The organism is Falsiphaeobacter marinintestinus (genome assembly GCF_007923355.1).
Lineage (GTDB): Bacteria > Pseudomonadota > Alphaproteobacteria > Rhodobacterales > Rhodobacteraceae > Phaeobacter_A > Phaeobacter_A marinintestinus.
This window is the reverse complement of the sequence record NZ_VOGO01000002.1, coordinates 80,256-101,290: the sequence shown is the minus strand read 5'-3', so window position 1 is coordinate 101,290 and position 21,035 is coordinate 80,256. Positions and strand designations below refer to the sequence as shown.

20 protein-coding genes are annotated in these 21,035 nt (G+C 59.1%); 8 read left to right on the top strand and 12 right to left on the bottom strand.

Going from position 1 to position 21,035, the window contains the following annotated elements; translation table 11 throughout:
* The first annotated feature begins 182 nt into the window (after nt 1–182).
* The 4 genes from FOY56_RS04735 (at nt 183) to FOY56_RS04720 (ending at nt 5,274) form a co-directional block, all read left to right on the top strand.
* Entirely contained in the window at nt 183–1,889 is a 1,707-nt protein-coding gene (locus tag FOY56_RS04735) for a peptide ABC transporter substrate-binding protein (protein ID WP_146344677.1), read from the top strand.
* Nucleotides 1,890–1,979: 90 nt separating this feature from the next.
* Nucleotides 1,980–2,987, top strand: coding sequence for an ABC transporter permease (locus FOY56_RS04730; RefSeq protein ID WP_146344676.1), 1,008 nt, complete (start codon nt 1,980–1,982; stop codon nt 2,985–2,987).
* Nucleotides 2,980–4,005, top strand: a complete 1,026-nt coding sequence (locus FOY56_RS04725) for an ABC transporter permease (RefSeq protein ID WP_146344675.1) — start codon at nt 2,980–2,982, stop codon at nt 4,003–4,005. The genes FOY56_RS04730 and FOY56_RS04725 overlap by 8 nt, the downstream gene beginning before the upstream one ends.
* Before the next feature lie 210 nt (nt 4,006–4,215).
* Nucleotides 4,216–5,274 (top strand): YeeE/YedE family protein, encoded by a 1,059-nt coding sequence (locus tag FOY56_RS04720; protein ID WP_146344674.1) that lies wholly within the window; start codon nt 4,216–4,218, stop codon nt 5,272–5,274.
* Here FOY56_RS04720 and FOY56_RS04715 read toward each other — a convergent pair.
* The 8 genes from FOY56_RS04715 to FOY56_RS04680 form a co-directional block, all read right to left on the bottom strand.
* Nucleotides 5,210–6,490 (bottom strand): DUF3422 family protein, encoded by a 1,281-nt coding sequence (locus FOY56_RS04715; protein ID WP_146344673.1) that lies wholly within the window; start codon nt 6,488–6,490, stop codon nt 5,210–5,212. The two genes, FOY56_RS04720 and FOY56_RS04715, sit on opposite strands and share 65 nt — an antisense overlap.
* Nucleotides 6,491–6,628: 138 nt before the next feature.
* The gene (locus tag FOY56_RS04710) at nt 6,629–7,009 is read right to left on the bottom strand and encodes a carboxymuconolactone decarboxylase family protein (protein ID WP_146344672.1); all 381 of its coding nucleotides are present in this window, start codon (nt 7,007–7,009) and stop codon (nt 6,629–6,631) included.
* Nucleotides 7,002–7,373: a MerR family transcriptional regulator gene (locus FOY56_RS04705; protein ID WP_146344671.1), complete on the bottom strand. Its 372-nt coding sequence runs from the start codon at nt 7,371–7,373 to the stop codon at nt 7,002–7,004. The genes FOY56_RS04710 and FOY56_RS04705 overlap by 8 nt, the downstream gene beginning before the upstream one ends.
* 76 nt (nt 7,374–7,449) lie before the next feature.
* Nucleotides 7,450–7,857, bottom strand: coding sequence for a PaaI family thioesterase (locus FOY56_RS04700; RefSeq protein ID WP_146344670.1), 408 nt, complete (start codon nt 7,855–7,857; stop codon nt 7,450–7,452).
* 76 nt (nt 7,858–7,933) lie between these two features.
* A complete protein-coding gene (locus FOY56_RS04695; protein ID WP_146344669.1) occupies nt 7,934–9,367 on the bottom strand; it encodes an NAD(P)(+) transhydrogenase (Re/Si-specific) subunit beta in 1,434 nt (477 codons plus the stop codon).
* Between the two features lie 13 nt (nt 9,368–9,380).
* Nucleotides 9,381–10,952 carry a Re/Si-specific NAD(P)(+) transhydrogenase subunit alpha gene (locus FOY56_RS04690; protein ID WP_146344668.1) on the bottom strand — a complete coding sequence of 524 codons (1,572 nt, stop codon included), beginning with the start codon at nt 10,950–10,952 and terminating at the stop codon, nt 9,381–9,383.
* 131 nt (nt 10,953–11,083) lie between these two features.
* The gene (locus FOY56_RS04685) at nt 11,084–11,533 is read right to left on the bottom strand and encodes a methyltransferase family protein (RefSeq protein WP_146344667.1); all 450 of its coding nucleotides are present in this window, start codon (nt 11,531–11,533) and stop codon (nt 11,084–11,086) included.
* A gap of 22 nt (nt 11,534–11,555) precedes the next feature.
* Nucleotides 11,556–12,509, bottom strand: a complete 954-nt coding sequence (locus FOY56_RS04680; RefSeq protein ID WP_146344666.1) for an MBL fold metallo-hydrolase — start codon at nt 12,507–12,509, stop codon at nt 11,556–11,558.
* A gap of 124 nt (nt 12,510–12,633) precedes the next feature.
* Between FOY56_RS04680 and FOY56_RS04675 the strand changes: the two genes are divergently transcribed.
* Entirely contained in the window at nt 12,634–13,386 is a 753-nt protein-coding gene (locus tag FOY56_RS04675; protein ID WP_146344665.1) for an SDR family NAD(P)-dependent oxidoreductase, read from the top strand.
* Between the two features lie 53 nt (nt 13,387–13,439).
* On the opposite strand, the gene FOY56_RS04670 is transcribed toward FOY56_RS04675, so the two are convergent.
* Complete coding sequence (locus tag FOY56_RS04670; protein ID WP_186766239.1) at nt 13,440–13,868, bottom strand: CBS domain-containing protein; 429 nt, start codon at nt 13,866–13,868, stop codon at nt 13,440–13,442.
* A 105-nt stretch (nt 13,869–13,973) separates the two neighbouring features.
* Nucleotides 13,974–14,597 (bottom strand): TetR/AcrR family transcriptional regulator, encoded by a 624-nt coding sequence (locus FOY56_RS04665; protein WP_246139416.1) that lies wholly within the window; start codon nt 14,595–14,597, stop codon nt 13,974–13,976.
* A gap of 55 nt (nt 14,598–14,652) precedes the next feature.
* Between FOY56_RS04665 and FOY56_RS04660 the strand changes: the two genes are divergently transcribed.
* From FOY56_RS04660 to FOY56_RS04650, 3 genes are all read left to right on the top strand, one after another.
* Nucleotides 14,653–15,117: a (2Fe-2S)-binding protein gene (locus FOY56_RS04660; RefSeq protein WP_146344663.1), complete on the top strand. Its 465-nt coding sequence runs from the start codon at nt 14,653–14,655 to the stop codon at nt 15,115–15,117.
* Between the two features lie 2 nt (nt 15,118–15,119).
* Entirely contained in the window at nt 15,120–17,357 is a 2,238-nt protein-coding gene (locus tag FOY56_RS04655) for a xanthine dehydrogenase family protein molybdopterin-binding subunit (RefSeq protein ID WP_146344662.1), read from the top strand.
* 194 nt (nt 17,358–17,551) lie between these two features.
* Complete coding sequence (locus tag FOY56_RS04650) at nt 17,552–19,630, top strand: Hint domain-containing protein (RefSeq protein ID WP_146344661.1); 2,079 nt, start codon at nt 17,552–17,554, stop codon at nt 19,628–19,630.
* A 13-nt stretch (nt 19,631–19,643) separates the two neighbouring features.
* Here FOY56_RS04650 and FOY56_RS04645 read toward each other — a convergent pair whose 3' ends face one another.
* Entirely contained in the window at nt 19,644–20,423 is a 780-nt protein-coding gene (locus tag FOY56_RS04645) for a gamma-glutamyl-gamma-aminobutyrate hydrolase family protein (protein ID WP_146344660.1), read from the bottom strand.
* A 123-nt stretch (nt 20,424–20,546) separates the two neighbouring features.
* Nucleotides 20,547–20,972: a GlcG/HbpS family heme-binding protein gene (locus FOY56_RS04640; protein ID WP_146344659.1), complete on the bottom strand. Its 426-nt coding sequence runs from the start codon at nt 20,970–20,972 to the stop codon at nt 20,547–20,549.
* Nucleotides 20,973–21,035: the final 63 nt, after the last annotated feature.

The window sequence follows — 21,035 nt, the reverse complement described above, 5'->3', positions numbered from 1 at the left end:
TGCAATTTCCGAAAACTCTGTTTCGATGGTCGCAGTATCCGGTTCGGGGGGATCGGGGCACAATGTGTCACGTTCAGTGTTTTCCACTCGTACAAATACTTACCCCCAAGAACCGCATATTCCGCGCGGTCCACGCCGCGCAATGATAACAAGGCACGTATGTGTCAAACATGGAGTGTAGTATGAAACTGAAAGCGCTACTGCTTGGTGCGATTGCGTCAACGGCACTGGCCCCGATGGCCATGGCGGAACGCGGATCGGACGGAAATGTCAGCATTATTTACTGGCAAGCCCCGTCGATTCTGAACCCATTCCTTTCGGGCGGCACCAAAGACGTCGAATCCGCATCGCTCATCGTGGAGCCGCTGGCCCGCTATGACGAAAACGGCGAGATGGTTCCGTTTCTCGCAACCGAGATCCCCACGGTAGAAAACGGCGGCGTCAGCGCCGACCTGACGTCGATTACCTGGAAAATTGCCCCCGGTATCCTGTGGTCAGACGGCACGCCGTTTACCTCGGCCGACGTGAAATTCACCGCCGACTACTGCATGGACCCGGATGGCGGCTGTGCCCAGCTGACCAAGTTCAATGGTGTGACCTCGGTTGAAGCACTGGATGATCTGACAGTCAAAGTCAGCTTCGACAAGCCGACGCCGTTCCCTTACGGCCCGTTTGTGGGCGGTGAAAACCCGATTATTCAGGCCGCGCAGTTTGCTGACTGCATGGGCGCCAAGGCCCCCGAATGCACCCAGCAGAACTTTAATCCGATCGGCACTGGCCCGTTCATGGTTACCGAATTCAAACCGAATGACGTGATCACGATGGCCGCCAACCCGAACTATCGCGATCCGGCCAAACCAGCCTTCGCAACACTGACCTTCAAAGGTGGCGGCGACGCAACCGCAGCTGGTCGCGCGGTTATGGAAACCGGCGAATTCGACTATGCGTGGAACCTGCAGCTGGCACCCGACGTCATCGCCAAGATGGAAGAAGGCGGCAAAGGCACGCCGGTCGCGGGCTTCGGTCCTCTGGTCGAGCGAATCATGCTGAACAACACGAACCCCGATCCGGCACTTGGCCCGGACGAAAGGTCCGTTGTTCGCCCGCACCCGTTCCTGGGTGATCCTGCCGTGTACAAGGCAATGTCGATGGCCATCGACCGTCCGCTTCTGGTCGAAGTCGGCTATGGCAAAGCCGGTAAAGTGACCTGCAACTGGGTGCCCGCCCCGGCGGCGTTCAATTCGGACACATTCGATTGTTCGACACAGGACATCGAAGGCGCCAAGGCGATGCTGGAAGCCGCCGGTTACAAGGACACCAACGGTGACGGCGTCCGCGAGACCCCGGATGGCGTCAAGATGAGCATTCTGTACCAAACCTCGACCAACGCCGTCCGTCAGGATTTCCAGGCGCTGATCAAGGAGTGGTGGAGCCAGATCGGCATCGAAACAGAGCTGCGTAACCTGAACGCGTCTGTGTTCTTTGGTGGTGACCCCGGTTCGCCTGACACCTTCCAGAAGTTCTATGCTGACGTGGAAATGTATGCCAACACCTTCAATGGCACAGATCCGCAGTCTTACATGGGCAACGGCCTGTGCGACAAAGCCCCAAGCCCGGCAACCCAGTGGCAAGGTGAAAACATCTCGCGCTTCTGCAGCGAAGAGTTTGACGCACTGCACGCAGAACTGGCCAAGACCGCAGGTCTGGAAGCCCGCTCGGCAATCGCCAAGCAGCTGAACGACATGATTGTCGAAGGTGGCGGCATGATCCCGCTGGTGCACCGTGGACGTCTGTCAGCCCATGCGAATTCGCTGGGTGGCGTTATCCTGAACGTTTGGGACAGTGAGCTGTGGAATGCAGCCGACTGGTACCGTAAGAAAGGGTCGTAAACCGACCTGCCCCACCCCGGTCATGTATCGGGGTGGGGTACTTCCGACCTCGCCCAACAACAAAAAGACTATGCTGCAAAGGCGCCCTGAATGCTGACATTCACCATTCGTCGATTGGTTCTCGCTGTCCCGACGCTTTTGTTCATCAGTCTCGTGATCTTCCTGCTTCTCGAACTCGCTCCCGGAGACCCGATGGCACAGGTCCCGCTGACCGTGCCGCCCGAGGTCAAGGAAAAGATGCGCGAGGCGCTTGGCCTTGGCCAGCCGATGCATATCCGGTTCTGGAAATGGCTGGTGCAGTTCTTCTGGATCGAACCGCAGGTGCTGATCGACTGGATGATCGGCACCACGTTCTCCGAAGGCGATCTGCGCGTGATTTCGTGGCAGACCCGCTCGCCGGTGATGGACATCGTCGTTCAGCGCCTGCCCCAGACCCTTTGGGTGGTCGGAACCGCCTATGTGCTGGCCACCATCATCGCGATCCCGATCGGCATCTATTCCGCGTATCGCCAGTACAGCTGGTTTGATCAGTTGGGCACGTTTGTGTCGATGATCGGCTTTTCGGTCCCGCCGTTCTTTTCGGGCGTTCTGGTGATCGTCATCTTCTCGGTCAATCTGGGCTGGTTCCCGTCGATCTATGATACGACGCTGAAGGTCACAGACTGGGAGAGCTTCTTAAAACAGCTGCAACAGATGATCATGCCGGTCATGGTGCTGGCACTGCAGATCACCGCACAAACCAGCCGGTTCATGCGCGCCTCGATGCTCGACAACCTCACCCAGGACTATGTGCGCACCGCCCGTGCCAAGGGCCTGCGCGAATACACGGTTGTCATGACGCATGTTCTGCGCAACTCGATGATCCCCGTCATCACAGTAATCGCGCTGGGGATCCCTGCGATCTTTGGCGGCGCCATCATCACCGAGCAGGTGTTCAAGGTGAACGGCATCGGCCAGTTGCTGATCGGTGCCATTCAGGCCAATGACCTGCCGATGGTGCAAACGCTTACCTTCATTTTCGCAGTGCTGATCGTCGTGTTCAATCTGATCGCCGACGTGCTCTATGGCCTCATGGACCCGAGGATCCGCTATGACTGATAAGGACAACTTCGTACCAGACGAAGGCCTCGCCCCCGCATCGACGATCCTGCCCGCCGCTGCTGGCCCCCTGCAAGACCTGTCGACCCCAGCGCGCAGTCAGTGGATGGATGTCTGGGACCAGTTCAAGACCCACAAGGGCGCGCTGTTTGGCTCGTTCGTGTTCATCTTCATCATCTCGTCGGTCTATATCGGCCCGCTGCTGTGGGGCATTGACCCGCAGTTCCTGCCGCAGGGTCGCGATTTCATCAATCTGCGCGACACGCGGCCGATCTGGGTTGGCTTGTTTGATGCGGATGCCAAAGTCGACTGGTCGCACCCCTTGGGCACCGACAATCTGGGCCGCGACATGCTGGCCCGCCTGATGTTCGGCGGCCAGGTGTCCATCGCCGTGGGTTTGACCGCGATGCTGCTGGCGCTGTTTCTTGGCACGCTGGTCGGAGTTCTGGCCGGGTATGTGAAAAAACTGGACGGCATTCTGATGCGTCTGACCGACCTGTTTCTGGCGTTGCCGCTGCTGCCCCTGATCCTTGTCGCGTCGTTGTTGTTTCGTGATCCGCTGTCGGCGATGTTCGGCCCCGAAGGCGGGACATTCATCCTGATCGTGATGCTGATCGGCGTGACCTCATGGATGCCGACTGCGCGGATCGTCCGGGGCGACGTTCTGGCCCTGAAAGAGCGTGAATTCGTGCTGGCCGCCCGGTCGATCGGCACCAATAACAGACATCTGATCCTGCGCCATGTACTGCCGAATGTGCTGTCTCCGATCATGGTGTCGGCAACTTTGGGTATCGCAACCGCGATCATCACCGAAAGCGCGCTGTCCTTCCTAGGCTTCGGCTTTCCACCCGACTTCCCGACTTGGGGTCGTCTTCTGAACGACGGAGTTGACCGGGTGGCCAGCTATCCCGAGCGGTCAATCCTTCCGGGCATCATGATCTCGCTCACCGTGCTCAGCGTGAACTATCTGGGCGATGGCCTGCGCGACGCATTGGACCCACGGATCCGCGGACGCTGAACGTCAAATAAGAACACTCCAGTCGTCATGTCTGGCATTCAAAGGGCGCGGTTCCAAAATGGCCGCGCCCTTGGTGTATTCGTTTGCATCACGCGACCCAATTGAGAACACTGTTCCCCCAAGCAAACACAATCACACGTCTGAATAGGTTGATTTGGCCAGCTTTTACCGACATCTGGGAAAAAATTCCAGAAAACGTGGAGCTGCCCCATGTATGAATCCCTTGCCCTCGATCTTACCCCTCAGGCCGCCTCGGCCTGGTTCGGCCTTGCTCTTGGCCTGGCGTTCGGCGCCTTGGGCCTGCTGACGGGTTTCTGCCTGAGACGCGCATTGATCGGCGACGACAGACGTCAGGCCGGGGGCGTCTGGTTGCTGGCTTTGGCCGTCGCAATCCTTGGCACACAACTGGCCATCGGACAGGACCTCATCAGCTTTGATGGCCACCGTTTTGTCACCACCGACATCCCCGTTCTGGCGATTGCCCTTGGTGGCGTTCTGTTCGGCATCGGTATGGTTCTGGCCCGGGGCTGCATCGGTCGGCTTTGGGTGCTGAGCGGCACGGGGAATCTGCGGGCACTGACCGTGATCGTGGTTGCCGCCATTGTCACCCACGCAACACTCAAAGGCGTTCTGGCGCCCCTGCGCACCGCGCTGCAATCTCAAACCCTGTCGCTCGACAGTGGCACCCTGCCCGGCGCTCCGATGCTGTGGACCGGACTGCTGGTCGCTGCTGGTCTGTGGGCTGCCGTTCGCTCGGGCAACCGGCCCATCGTCCTGATCGGGGCCATCGCCCTGGGCCTGCTGGTTCCGCTGGGCTGGGTTGGCACCGGTTTTGTCCTGTTTGACGACTTTGACCCGATTGCAATGGAAAGCCTGTCCTTCGCCTCCCCCAGCGCCGAAAGCCTGTTCTATGTCATTGCGGCCACGGCAGTCGCTCCGGGCTTTGGCACGGGCCTGATGGCGGGTGTGCTGGGCGGAAGCCTGATTGCCGCGCTGGTGTTCGGCCAGTTCCGTCTGCAAAGCTTTGAAACCCCGCAACAGACCCTGCGCTACTTGTCCGGGGCCGTTCTGATGGGCACAGGCGCGGTTCTGGCCGGGGGCTGCACCATCGGCGCCGGTCTTGCCGGGGTTCCGTCGCTGGGCATCTCGGCGGTGTTGGCGCTGGTTTCGATCATCGTCGGCGTGCTTGGCACCAACGCCCTGATCAGTCGAGGCGTTTCCGAATCCGGCGAACAGACCACCACACCAATGCCACAACCGGCAGAGTGACCACCGCAGTCAGCATCCCCTTGCTGAGGTCAAAGATCTTGGCGAGGGGATACAGCGCATAAGACGCCAAGGACACGGCGTAATAGCTGATCGCCACCACAGACAGACCTTCGACCGTATGCTGCAATCGCAATGCCAGATCGGCGCGGCGGTCCATGCTTTCCAGTAATGCCTGGTTTTGGGCGCTGCGCTCCACATCGACCCGGGTGCGCAACAAATCCCCGGCCCGCATGGCGCGGTCTGCCAGCGCCTGAAGACGGCCCTCGGTCGATTTCACAGTCCGCATGGCAGGCTCGTACCGCCGAACCATGAAATCTGCGAACGTCTGACGGCCATGAAACCGGGTTTCGCGTAACGATCCGATGCGCTGCGCGACAATGGCTTCATACGCCCCGGTCGCCCCAAAACGGAACGAGGCGCGGGCCCCCATCGTCTCAAGCTCGGCCGAGATCGACAGCAGGCTGGTCAGGGTAACCGCAGCATCCGAGGTATTCCCGGTCATCCGCACCATCAATTCGCTCAGATGGTTATCCAGCTCGCCCAGAGGCCCCGACAATTCACGCGCCCGGGAAAAGCCCAGCATCGACATCGATTTATAGGTTTCGATCTCAAGCAACCTCTGCACAACCCGACCGATCCGGCGTTGACCGGTCTCGGGGCCAGCGAACACGGCAAACCGCATGTGGCCCGCCGGGTCGATCCGGAAGTCTCCGGCGGCGACAGCGGCATCGTCCAGCACGTGCGCAACCGCCAGACTTTCGGGAACGAACCAGTCCGCCAGCGCCGCGTTAATCCCGGCCTCGTCCGGACGCGGACACACGCGCAAGGAAATCGAAGTCATTCTGACACCGGGGGCCTCATCCAGCCAATCGCCTGGGAAGACCTCAAAATCTGCCGGATCAAACGCCCGTGCGCTGAGCCCGTCGGAAAACGCCGTATACGTCACAAACTCGGTATGCTGTTCCCATTTCAGGACATGCCGACCAAGCTGCGCCGAGTGATGTGTCGCGCCGGGCTGTGGGTAAGGTGCCCCGTGCCGGTCCAGCAGTGATTTCAGATGCTCAAGATCCGCCGTACGGTCCCGACTGACGGCCTGGCTGGGTTGCTTGATCGCCAGTTGAACCACCGTGCAAGAGCTTTGCATCGGGGGAAACGGGCGCGCATGCAATTCGTTAGCCAGTTGATAGCGCAGCGGATGATCCGGGATCGGCGGCATAAGGTGTCCTTCGGGGGTCTGCGTGACTTTTAGCCATGCACTTTAAAAAAGTAAATCCTTCTATTTCAATACCTTAAATGGATACCAAGGTATACCGAACCGCCAACCGTTATCTGCCCCGCCAAACCCATGGGCCAATCACGCGGCATCGCGCGCGTCAAACACGTCTCTGGCCGCATTCAAGCCGTTGATCGCAGCGGGCAGGCCGCCATAGACCGCGATCTGCCAGATAACTTCCACGATCTCGCGACGATCAGCTCCGGCGGCCAGCGTATGTTCGATGTTGATCTTCAGTTGCGGGCCGGTCTGTCCGCCCAATGCGGTAAGCGCCGCAATCGTGCACAACTGGCGGGTCTTCAGGTCGACCCCGTCGCGGGCATAGTGGCGACCATAGGCCCATTCGACCAACGTTTCTGCCATTTCGGGGATCAGATCATCATAGCGATCGACCAGAATGTCTTCGAGACCCGGATTCATGCCTTTCAGCAGGTCCCGGCCTTTTTCCAATGCATCAGACATTTTCAATCATCTCCTGTTCCATGTCACGGTACAACGCTACCTTGCGGTCCATCAGCGCCAGCGTGTTTTTGACCTGTTCCAGTTGCAAGGCCACCTGCTCACGATGGGCTTCCAGCATCTCGCGCCGCTGTGCGCAGGTCTGCGGGCCCTCCGCCCTAAGCCGGGCATACCGGATGCGGTCAGCCTGTTTCATGCCAGTGGCATTCAGCTGATCCAGAAACCGGATCCATCCCAAAACCTGAGGGTCATAGTCGCGCCGGCCTGCCCCATCGCGGGGTGGCGGATCAATCAGACCGATTTTTTCATAAAAGCGCAGGGTGTCGATGCTGAGACCGCTTTGCGCGGCCACGTCCGAAATCTTCACTGGCGATCTCCATTTCATCCGAGTCGCCATCAGCTTACGGGCTGGAGTACACTCCAGCTCAAGCGATTTCTTCAGTTTAGCGCGATGCGATCATCACAGTGCCTTGTGCGACGGCACACAGCTTTTCGCTGTCCTTGGACACAGCAAAGACTTTGCACTGGCAAACGGCCTGTGTGCGGCCCGCAGACAGCACCTCGGCCCGCGCGACCAACCGGTCCCCGGTCGCGGGGCGGACATAGTTGATCTTCATCTCAAGCGTCAGGACAGGCCCCAGAACGGAACCGCCTGCAAAGGTCAGCGCGTTGTCCGCCAGATAGCTGACAACCCCGCCATGGGCAAAACCGTTCTGCTGCAGATGATCCTCGCGCAAAGCCAATGTCAGCTCGGCCTTACTTTCTTCAAAGACAGTCAATTCGGCCCCAAGGGCCACGCTGAACGGTTGTTCAGACAGGATCTTGCGCCCGAATGCCATCATGTCCGACATAAAAAAACTCCGCCCCAATACATGGGACGGAGCAAACGCTTTCCTTGCGACGCCGTCAAAGACGACGTGGCGTCGGTCAGTCGATCATTGGCAGCAGTTTATCCAGCGATGCCTTGGCGTCGCCGTAGAACATGCGCGTGTTCTCTTTGTAGAACAGCGGGTTTTCGATGCCCGAATACCCGGTCCCCTGACCGCGCTTGGACACAAACACCTGCTTGGCCTTCCAGCACTCAAGAACCGGCATGCCCGCGATGGGCGAATTCGGATCTTCCTGAGCGGCCGGGTTCACGATGTCGTTTGACCCGATCACGATGGCGACGTCCGTTTCCGGGAAGTCATCGTTGATTTCGTCCATTTCCATGACGATATCGTACGGAACCTTGGCTTCGGCCAGCAGCACGTTCATGTGCCCCGGCAAACGACCGGCAACGGGGTGGATCGCAAAGCGCACGTTCTTGCCCTGCGCCCGAAGCTTCTTGGTCAGATCACTCACCGCCGATTGTGCCTGCGCCACGGCCATGCCGTAGCCCGGGATGATGATGACGCTGTCCGCGTCGTTCAAAGCGGCTGCGACACCGTCGGCTTCGATTGCGATCATCTCGCCTTCGACTTCCATTGCAGGACCCGTGGTGCCGCCAAAGCCGCCCAGGATCACGCTGATGAACGACCGGTTCATCGCCTTGCACATGATATAGGACAGGATCGCACCAGACGAACCAACCAGCGCACCAACAACGATCAGAAGGTCGTTGCCAAGGCTAAAGCCAATCGCCGCCGCGGCCCAACCCGAGTACGAGTTCAACATCGATACAACCACCGGCATATCAGCACCGCCGATACCCATGATCAGGTGATAGCCGATGAACAGCGCTGCCAAGGTCATGATGAATAGCGGGAAGAACCCGCCAGAGTTCATGTACCAGATCAGGCAGATGAACGAGAGCGCCGCAGCACCCGCATTCAGCATATGACCGCCCGGAAGCTTGGTCGCTGCCGAAGACACTTTGCCCGCCAGCTTGCCATAGGCAATGACCGATCCGGTAAAGGTCACAGCACCAATAAAGACGCCCAGGAACACCTCGACCCGCAGGATCGTCTGTTCGACAGGTGTCTTATGCGCCAGCAACGCCGCAAACCCGTCCAGAGCCTCGCGTTCGTCATGACCCATGGCCAGAACATTGCCCAGTTCGATATGCGCGTTATAGCCAACGAACACAGCCGCCAGACCAACCAGCGAATGCATCGCCGCAACCAGCTGAGGCATTTCTGTCATCTGCACGCGCGTCGCCACGACATAGCCGATGGCACCACCGCCAGCGATCAGAAGAACCGACAACCACCACAGACCGGCACCCGGTCCGATCAGGGTCGCCACAACCGCCAGCGCCATGCCAACGATCCCGTACCACACCGCGCGCTTGGCGCTTTCCTGGCCTGACAGTCCGCCAAGGCTGAGGATGAAGAGGACAGCCGCGACGACATAGGCCGCCGTTGTAAATCCGAATTCCATTATCCCCTACTCCTTACGATTTCTGGAACATGGCGAGCATGCGCCGTGTCACGAGGAAGCCGCCGAAGATGTTGATCCCGGCCATAAAGACCGAAAGCGCGGCAAGGAGAACCACCAGCCACGAGCCTGATCCAATCTGCATCAGGGCCCCCAGAATGATGATCGACGAGATTGCGTTGGTCACGGCCATCAGCGGCGTGTGCAAGCTGTGCGACACGTTCCAGATCACCTGGAACCCGACGAACACGGCCAGAACGAACACGATGAAGTGCTGCATGAAGCTGGCCGGAGCCACCAGACCGACGGCCAGCAGCAACGCGCCGCCAACAGCCAGCAAAGTCACCTGCTGTTTGGTTTGCGCCTTGAACGCCGCCGTTTCCAGCGCGCGTTTTTCTTCCGGGGTCAGCTCTTTTGGCTTTTCCTTCGGTTGCGCGGCGATGGCTTTGATTTTTGGCGGCGGCGGCGGGAAGGTGATTTCGTGATTGAATGTCACGGTCGCGCCGCGGATCACGTCATCTTCCATGTCATGATTGATCTGACCGTCCTTTTCGGGAGTCAGGTCGGTCATCATGTGGCGAATGTTGGTCGCATAGAGTGTCGAGGCCTGCGACGCCATACGGCTGGGGAAGTCGGTATAGCCGATGATGGTCACGCCATTGTCGGTCACGATCTTCTCATCCGGGACGGTCAGCTTGCAGTTGCCGCCCTTTTCCGCTGCAAGGTCAACGATGACCGAGCCCGGCTTCATCGCGGCGACCATGTCTTCGGTCCACAGCTCGGGCGCTTCGCGGTTCGGGATCAGCGCCGTGGTGATGACGATATCGACCTCGGGCGCCAGTTCGCGGAACTTGGCCAGCTGGGCCTCGCGGAACTCAGGGCTGGACACCGCAGCATAACCACCGGTGGCCGCGCCATCCTGCTGATCTTCTTCGAAGTCGAGGTAAACGAACTCGGCACCCATCGATTCGACCTGTTCAGCCACTTCGGGCCGCACGTCGAACGCCAGAGTGATCGCACCCAGCGAGGTCGAGGTCCCGATGGCGGCCAGACCGGCAACACCAGCACCAACAACCAGAACCTTGGCCGGGGGCACTTTGCCAGCGGCGGTGATCTGACCGGTAAAGAAGCGGCCAAAGTTGTTGCCCGCCTCGATCACGGCGCGATACCCGGCGATGTTGGCCATCGACGACAGCGCATCCATCTTTTGGGCACGGCTGATACGCGGCACCATTTCCATGGCGATCACATTCGCGCCCTTGGATTTGGCCAGTTCCATGCCTTCTTCGTTCCCCGCAGGATTGAAGAAGGAAATCAACGTCTTGCCACCGGTCATGCGCTTCAGCTCGGTGTCTGTCGGCTGGCGGACTTTGGCGACGATGTCGACCGATTTCCACAAAGCCGCCGGTGTCTTGATGATTTCCACGCCAGCATCGGCATATGCGTCATCCGAGAACCCGGCCGCCGCGCCCGCACCACTTTCGATGGCGCAGTCATACCCCAGCTTTTGCAGTTGCTTGGCTGAATCCGGCGTCATCGCGACTCGCGCTTCGCCGTCAAAAATCTCTTTCGGTGTGCCTATTTTCACCCTTTATGTCCCCCTTTACCGCCCCGGAACAGGACGAACCTCGGTACAGTTTGCAAATTCTGGACCTACCCTGCGCAAGAAAATTTCGCAAGTGCAGCATAAGTAGGACGCCACGTTCTATTGATTGCCCGCTACACCCATCGGCGCACCTTGCTTTCATAGCGGGCAAAGTCCATGCGGTATTTGCGCCTCATTCTGTCTTCTTCGGACAGGATGAACCGTTTCTCGATCACGTATACGAAGATCGGAATCAACGGCAGCGCCAGCACCGCGTCGAACCTGAGAATCAGCCCGGCGAGAACCAGACCGTCCCCAAGGTAGATCGGGTTTCGCGTGCGGCTGAAGATGCCGCTTTGCACAAGCGCGCTTGGCGTCTTGTGCGGAACGACCGTGGTGCGGTTGCGATTGAGCTCATAGACCGCCAGCAGCATCAGAACCACACCGCCCCCAACCAGTAATCCGCCAGCAAAATCAGCCCAGTAGCCGCCAAAGCTGAGACCCATGGGGAAATATGTCACTTGCAGCCACGCCGCTATGATAAAGCCGATCAGCCAGACAGGCGGGAGATCGATCCATTTCATAGTTCAGGTTTCCATGCTGCGGTCATTCCCACTCCATTTCGGCAAACACCCGACCGGCGTTCTTGGTGGCCAGCTCATCAAACGTATCAAGGTTCCGCCACCGGTCCTGATCGACATAGTAAGAACCAGCCAGATCGCCGCCCTCATCGATATGGGCACCGATCTTTTCCCTAAGGTCAACCAGATAATCAAGCGTATAGCGGCGCACCTGCGCCAGATTCGTTGGGTGCCCATGACCGGGGATCACATAGGTCGGTGCCAGAGGCTCCAGCGCGGTTTCCCAGGTTTCGATCCAGCAACTTGTGCAGGTGTAGTCAAAGATCGGCAGCATCCGTTCGTGAAACGCGATATCGCCTGCGATCATGATCTCCCACTCCGGGATCCAGACCTGAATATCGCCCGGATCGTGGGCCGGTCCCAGATGCAGCACCTTAATGTCCACCCCGCCTAAAGTGACCTCATACTGGTCTTCAAAGCTGAGGTTGGCATGTTCGACCCGACTGCCTTCGGCTTTGTCACGGTTATACCGCTGCATCCCCTGAAATATGAAATCGCCGTTTTCGGTGGTCTCGGCAATAGCGTCGACATGGGCCAGAACATCGACACCCTGATCGCGCCAGTATCCGTTCCCGAGCATCGCATGGCCCTGTCCGTTCTCGTTGATGACCAAAACCACGGGCTGATCGGTCACCGCCTTGATCTCATCATGCAGGGCCGCCGCCAACCGGCTGGACGCACCTGCGTTGACCACGATCACGCCCTCATCCGTCACGATGAAGCTGAGGTTGTTGTTATGGCCCGAATTCTCATAGGTCGGCGGCGCGGTGGCCCCAATTGCCGAAAACACATGCGGAATGACTTCGACCGGTTTTGAGTACAGCTCGGACTGGGGGTACTGGTCGGCAATGTCTTCGCTTGCGGTGGCGGCCCCGGCCCCAATACCAGCAAGGGTGAAAGCGATCAAAATGCGTTTCATGAGTCTCTCCCTGAATTCGGCAACAAATTCACATGTGTGAATGGGTAAGTAAAGTGACGAAACGGCGCGTCTTGTCACGGCGCGGCCAACCGATAGGGTGTCCGAAATGAGGGAGGATTTGAACATGTCACTGAATGGAAAACACGCTTTGGTCACTGGCGGTGGTACTGGAATCGGGCTGGCCATCGCCCGTGCGCTGGCCGCCGAGGGCGCGCAGGTCACCATCACCGGCCGCCGGCAAGAGGTGCTGGACGACGTCGCCGGGAAAGGCCTGTTCGGAATGGCCATGGATGTGCGCGACGAAGACGACGTGGTTGCCAAGGTCGAAGCCGCCGTTGCCGCACGTGGACCGATCCAGATTTGCGTCGCCAACGCAGGGATCGCCGAGGGCAAGGCGTTTCACAAAATGTCGATGGAGTTCTGGCGCAACATGGTCGCCACCAATCTGGACGGCGTGTTCCTGACACTGCGGGAAAGCATGAAATCCATGACCCAGACGGATTGGGGCCGGGTCATCACGATTTCTTCGATTGCGGGTGTCAAAGGCATGCCAAGCGGAGCCTGTTACTCAGCCACAAAACACGGCGTCATCGGTCTGACCCGGTCGCTGTCCGAAGACTACCTTGGCCAGAACTTTACCTTCAACGCATTGTGCCCAGCTTTTGTCGATACACCGATCGTGACCCGCAATACTGACAACATTTCAAAACGGGCTGGCATCAGCGAAGAAGAGGCGAGAGCGTCGATGGTCAACGTAAACCGCCACAAGCGTTTGATTGCTCCGGAAGAAATCGCTGCGGCTGCGCTGTGGCTTGTCGGTCCGGGATCAGGAAGTGTAAACGGTCAGGCCATCGAAATCGCCGGTGGTCAGATGTAGCGATTGTTTCGGGTTGGACAGGCGCCGCGCTGCCTGTCCGGTCGATCTGACGACTAATCCGACGCCTTTCCGGCCACAAATTCCTCGTAGCGTTCAAGCATCATCCGGTATTCTGTCGGCACATCGCGGATCGACAGCATCCCGACGGTTTCCGCGCCGTCCACAACCGGCAAATGGCGGAATTCACCGTCCATCATGATCCGCAAGGCTTCGGCCACCCCGGCGTTCAGGGTCACGACAGCAGGGTCGTGGGTCATGATGTCTTTCACCATGGTGTCTGCCGTGTGCAGCGATCCGCAAACACATTTGCGGATGACGTCCCGCTCGCACAGGATTCCGACGAGTGCGCCGTCTTCCAGAACAGCCACCGATCCGACGTCAAAGGCGTCCATAACATGGCAGGCCTCGCGGACAGTCGACGTGGGCGTGGTTTGGGGAAGCTTTCGCTGGCCGAGGATTTCGGCAACAGAATGAATAATCAAGTCACTCTCCACTCAATACGGGATTTCCCCATAAACTAGCAGATGAATGTCAAATCGAACCAGACATTTGGCCTGCATTTCTGCCCGTCAAGGTGCGACGAATGATCAGCCTATGCTTAATCCGCGCGCAATCAGACGCGCCAGCATCCTGACCCTTGCTTGGAATTCGGGATAATCCGGCGCTGTCATCTTCAGCCCCTTCAGGGCGCCCGTCATGGTCAAAGCCATCTGCATGGCATCCCCAAGCAGGCGGACCCGCCCGGTCTGTGCCGCGCTTTCCAGCCATTCACCATACAGAACGGCGAACCGGTTTTCGCCAATTTCCGCGATATCCGCACATGCCTTGAACCCGGTATCCATCAGTTCGGCCCCATGCGGCGACGACATCATTGCTTCGACGATTTTGTCGTATTGGGCCATGAATGCAGCCGCCAGAACATCCTCGACCGGCCCCTGCCCGCCCAACGCTTCGGCCACATTGGACGCGGCCAGATCATAGTGAAACTGGGAGAGTGAGCGAAAGATGTCTTCTTTGTTCTTGTAATACAGATACAGCGCAGGCCGCGACATTCCGGCCCCGCGGGCTATGTCATCCATCGAGGTCTTGCGAAAACCATAATTTGCAAAGGCATCCCAGGCGGATGTCAGGATCGCGTTCTGTTTGGGATCATCGCTTATTGGCTCCATACTAGCGTTCTGACGTTTCAGGCCAATAATGTCAATTGACATACTGACACAATATGCTAATTTTGTCAGATGCGTCGGAGATTCAGGGAGAGCCCCCATGCCAACCACCCTAACCGTAAACGGCAAAGCCCATCAGGTGGACTTGCCCGATGACGTCCCCTTGCTTTGGGTCCTGCGAGACGAACTGAACATGACCGGCACCAAATTCGGGTGTGGCGTGGCGGCCTGTGGTGCCTGCACCGTACATATTGGCGGCGAAGCCGTACGAAGTTGCCAGGTCTCTTTGTCGGATGTTGACGGCGACATCACAACGATCGAAGGCGTCGGAACCCCCGCAGCCATGGCCGCAATCCAACAAGCCTGGGTCGATCATCAGGTCGCGCAGTGTGGTTATTGCCAGTCTGGTCAGATCATGCAGGCCGCAGCCCTTCTGGCTGAAAATCCTGAGCCCAACGATCAGGACATCGATGATGCCATGCAGGGCAATCTGTGCCGCTGTGGCACCTATCCCCGGATCCGGGCCGCCATTCATACCGCCGCAAAACAAATGCAGGAGGCATAAAGATGTCCCGAGCAGGTAAAATCGCCCGACGTACATTCCTGATCGGCTCGGCCGCCATTGTTGGTGGCGTGGCCTTCGGGGTTTACTCGATCCGCAAGACCGCCCCCAACCCGCTGACGGCGGACGCTGGTGAGGCCGCTCTGAACCCATTCGTTTTCATTGACCCGCAAGGCGTGACCCTGATCGCGCCGCGCGCCGAAATGGGACAAGGCGTCAGCACCACATGGGCCGCCTTGATCGCCGAAGAACTGGACGTGAACCTTGACGATGTCCGGGTTTTGCACGGCCCACCAGCCAAGGCCTATTACAACACAGCCATGCTGGGCGAGGCATTGCCCGGCAAAGGCTATGACCAATCTGAATTCATGCACAGCCTTGCCGAGTCTCTGGGCATGGCTGGCAAGCTGATGGATATGCAGGTGACCGGCGGATCGACCTCGATGCGTGATGGGTTCACCCGCATGCGCGAGGCGGGCGCCTCGGCCCGTGAGACGCTGAAACTGGCCGCTGCCGAACGTCTGGGTTTGGACGCACGGCAGCTTAAGACAGAAAACGGTCAGGTTCTGGCACCCGACGGCACCGCCCTTACCTATGCCGAACTTGCAGCTGAAGCGGCAGACATCGACCCGCCCAAGGTCAAGCTGCGCCCCAGTTCTGACTGGAAACTCTTGGGCAATACGCAACCCCGCATCGATATGGTCGGCAAATCCACCGGTACCGCAGAATTCGCCATCGATACCCGCATGCCGGGGATGAAATTCGCGACGATCAAGGTCAACCCGGGTCGTTCCGGTATGGTCAGCTATGATGACAGCGCGGCCAAGGACATGGCTGGCGTCGAGGCGATTGTTGATCTGGGTGACGGCATTGCTGTGATCGCCCGCAACACCTGGCTTGCCATGCAGGCGGCTGACGCCGTTGAGATTGAGTGGGAAGCAGCCAGCTATCCCGCCGACACGGACGGCATCTTTTCCAAGATCGAGGCCGCGTTTTCGGACAAACCGAACTCGACCATGCGCGATGAGGGCGATGCAGACACGCTGCCCGATGGCGCCACCGAAGTGACCGCCGAATACCGCCTGCCCTATCTGGCCCACGCAACGATGGAACCGATGAACGCAACAGCGGTGTACACCGGTGATGCGCTGGAACTCTGGAGCGGTAACCAGGCTCCGGTGTTCACGCAAAAAACCTGCGCCGACGTGGCCGGATTGGACCAAGAAGCCGTCACCGTGCACACGCCGTTGATGGGCGGAGGATTTGGTCGTCGCGGCGAACTGGATTTCTCGGCCTACGCCACCAAGGTTGCAATCGCGATGAAAGGGACGCCTGTTCAGGTGACCTGGAGCCGCGAAGAGGACATGACACATGACTTCTACCGCCCCGGCGCGATTGCCCGGTTCCGCGGTGGCGTCAAAGACGGCAAGGCGGTTCTTCTGGATGGCGCTGTATCGGGTCAGTCCTGTGCGCAGCAGGCATTGAACCGCTGGATGGGATTTGCCCCGGGTGGCCCTGACAAAGCCCATGTCGATGGCGCGTTCAACCAGCCCTATGCGATCCCGAATTACCGGATTGCCGGGCATCTGGCGGATCTGACCGTGCCGGTCGGCTTCTGGCGGTCAGTCGGTGCATCCTTCAACGGGTTCTTCCACGACACGTTCATGGATGAACTGGCCCATGCTGCTGGACGTGACCCGCTGGAGTTCCGGCTAGAGCTGATGCAGGACGAACACATGCCCTCGGCCAAGGTTCTGGAAGCTGTGCGGGACATGTCTGGCTGGACCGGCAAAACCCCGGACGGCATCGGGCGCGGCGTCGGGTTCTGCTATAGCTTCGGCACGCCCACCGCGACAGTGATCGAGGTCGAAGACCGCGATGGCGAGATCGCCATGACACGGGCGTGGATCGCCTGTGACCCTGGCATCGCGCTGGATCCCGGTACCATCGAGGCCCAGATGATCGGAGGCATGGTCTATGGCCTGTCTGCGGCCTGCTTTGGCGAGATCACTTTTGCTGACGGCGCGGTCGAACAGCAGAACTTCCCGGATTATGACGCGCTCAGGATCCACAACACGCCTGTCACCGAGGTCGCGATTCTGGAAAACCAGACGCATATCACCGGTGTCGGCGAACCCGGCACACCGCCGTCCATGCCAGCCCTTGGCAACGCGATCTTTGATCTGACCGGCAAGCGCGCCCGCAGCCTGCCCCTGATGCATGACTTCGACCTCTTGGTCTGATCACCGTTTCGGCCCGCAGGCATTGCGGGCCGAACACTCTTGTTCATTTGTGACCATTGTTTCCAAATTTGCCATTATTGGGACCTTATCGTTCCTCATTCTGACCGCGATGATCCGTTAACCTTTTCCTCAAGGGGGCAAACCCCACGAAGATCGGTGGGTTCAAAATCCCGCCGGAACCGAGGAAGAGTTTTATGCCTACAGGGTATCTGGTCACGCCGGGCGTCGATGGCGATCTGACACAAGAGCTTAGCATTGGCGGCGCATATACAGCGTTCACGACCGATCAAGCGCTGGGATCGGGTGAATGGGCCTGGACCGGAAACTATTTCACCACAGACTATTACAACGAAACCGAACCCGGCGAATATTTTCTTGCGACCGACGGCAATATCTATTTCGTTCCGGATCTGGGCCCGGTCACGGCCATCATCTCGGCCGAAGTGGTCACTGCCCCGGAATATTCCCCCTTGAACAAGGTACAGGGCACCAACAACGACGACCTGATTGATGACACCTATGTCGACAATAACGGCGACTCGGTCGATAGCGGTGAAGGCACCGGTCCGGGCGGTTTCGGCGATGATGTGTTCGGCAAGAAGGGCGATGACGAGATCTATTCCGGTCTTGGCGATGACACAGTCGAAGGCGGATCCGGCAACGATGAGATTTATGGCGGCACCGGCAACGACATATTGCTGGGCGATGGCCAGGCCAGTTCAACCGAAAGCTTTAACTGGTTTGCCGCCGGAACCGACGGTGCAGACCTGAGCGCCGGAGTCGACCAAAACACCGGCGACATCGATGTCAGTGTCAGCTTCACCAACGACGGCAACAACAATCCCGACTTTGAACTGCGCACCGAGTCACAAACCTATGTGGGCACTGGTGAATCGCAAACCGAATACTCCGCATTGTATCTCTTTGGAAACGGCGGCGGGGCCACATCGACGACCACCATCGAATTTGCAGCCGCGACAGGCGCCGATGTCGAAGACGAGGTTGAAAACGTCATGTTCCGCATCAACGATGTGGACTTTGCCAGCGGCAATCACCTTGATCTGGTCTCGGTCACAGCAACCGATGCCAACGGCGACCCGGTTGACGTAACCTTTACCGTGTCGCCCAATGGCGCGAATACCGACACCGTTTCAGGCAACACTGTCACCGCGGGCAACTCATCCGAAAGCGAACTGGATGCGGCAGGGTCGATCCTTGTCGAAATCGACGGCCCGGTGCAAGAAATCGTGATTTCTTATGCCAACGGGCTCGGCGGCACTCAGGCAATCTGGGTGTCCGATATCTTCTTTGACACAGTGGCGGCACAGGATGGCAACGACACGATTGATGGCGAAGAAGGCGATGACGAACTGTACGGCGGGGGCGGCGACGACATCCTGATCGGCAATGTCGGGGCCGACGAGATGTATGGCCAAGACGACGATGACACGCTTTACGTGGCGCAGGGCGATTCCGCCTATGGCGGCGCAGGCGATGACACCTTTATCCTGACCGATCTGGCCGAGGCCGGCACCGACGCGATTTTCATCACCGGCAACGAAGGCGGCGAAACGCTGGGGGACACGCTGGCGTTGGGCGATGTTGTTGACTACAGCACGCTGAACCTGACGGTGGATACGCCGGACGAAAAGGAAGGTACGGTTGAGCTGCTGGACGGCACGCTGGTCAGCTTCACCAATATCGAAAACATCATCTGTTTCACCCCAGGCACGTATATTTCGACGGCCCACGGTGCGCGCCTGATTGAAACACTGCAGGTCGGCGATCTGATCGTGACACGCGACAACGGGCTTCAGCCACTGCGCTGGATCGGGCAGCGCACGGTTTCTGGTATCGGACGTTTCGCGCCGATCTCGCTCGACCCATCGCTGCTGCAGGATGCCGATGCCCCGGTACTCGTGTCACCTCAGCACCGGATGTTATGGAGTGGGTATCGCGCCCAGATGATGTTCGGTGAGTCCGAGGTGCTGGTTGCAGCCCGACATCTTCTGGACCACCCCGCAGTGTCCCGCGTGCCCAGTCAAACCGTAACTTACATGCATCTGATGTTTGACCGTCACGAGGTCATCTATGCCAACGGTGCCCCAACCGAGAGCTTTTTTCCCGGCGACAATGCCCTCAGCGCCCTGACCCGCCAATCCCGCGAACAGATGTTTTCGGTGTTTCCAGACCTTCGCAGCCACAGCGCCGCCTTCGGAGACACCGCGCGGCTTTGCCTGAAACCCCACGAGGCCCAGGTGCTGGCGGCATAATCCTGTCTTACCGTTACGCGGTTTTTTGAAGCGGCGCGCCTTGGCGGGCCAAAGACCATTGCAGCACAGCCGCGCCAAAGGCTGCAAACAGTGGGCGCGAGACCGGGTCATTCGCCGCATCCCATTCCGGATGCCACTGCACCGACAAGGTAAAGCCTGGCGCATCCTTAATGAAAATCGCCTCGGGCGTGCCATCGGGCGCATAGCCATCAATCACAACCCGCGCGCCCGCAGTCTTGATGCCCTGCCCATGCAAGGTGTTGGTCATCACCTCTTGCGCGCCCATCAGCGTGTGAAACACGCCGCTTTGCGAAAACGTCACCTTGTGGCGCAGCGCAAACTTCTCTTCCAGGGTGCCCTCAGGCGGCATTCTGTGGTTCAGACGGCCCGGCAGATCCCGGATCTCGGGATACAGCGTTCCGCCCATGGCCACATTGACCTCCTGAAACCCGCGGCAGATGCCAAGAAACGGCTGCCCCCGGTCGACGCATTGGCGCACCAACGGCAACGTGATCGCGTCCCGCGCCCGGTCAAAGGTCCCATGCGCATCGGTTTCCGCTTCACCATATTCTTCGGGATGCACATTCGGGCGACCGCCCGTCAGCACGAACCCGTCACATGTCTCCAACAACTCATCGACACCGACATAGCGCGGATCCGCCGGGATCAGCAGCGGCAGGCAGTTCGAGACCTCCGACACCGCCTCGGTATTCATAGTGCCGCCCGCATGGGTCGGATAGCTGTCGTTGATCAGATGGGAATTTCCGATGATGCCGACGATGGGGCGCGTCATGAACCGCTCTTCTTTTGCGTTGTTTCACACAAAATATAGGGACAGGCCCGCCGCCGCAACACCCATCCCCTGCGTCACGGCGCAGCTGCGTGTGCCCGATTGCACAAACAGCAGGCGTTTGCGTCAGGCTTCGCCGGTCAATCCTGCGGCCGCCAACCCCGCCAATGCAGCATTGGCATCATTGTCCGACGAGTCCCCGGTCACCCCGACAGCCCCGATCACTGCTCCGTCTTCATCGCGCACCAGAACGCCCCCCGGTACAGGAACGACCTTGCCGTCAAAAAGCCCGTTCATAGCCGTCATGAAATAGTGCTGAGATTCGGCCCGCGCCATCTGCGCCCCGCCCGCCATGCCCAGCATGACCGATCCATAAGCCTTGCCGAATGCAATCTGAAACCGCCCCGGCGACGCCCCGTCTGACCGCTCAAAGGCTTTCACGTGCCCCCCCGCATCCAGAACGACCACCGACAGCGGCTTCATGTCCTGCGCGACGCCATGGGCCAATGCTTCGCGCACGGTGGTGCGTGCCTGTTCCAGTGAAATTGCCATCCTAGTCCCTTTCTTCTCTTTCAAAATACTCTCGGGGGTGAATTGCGCCTCAGGCGCAAGAGG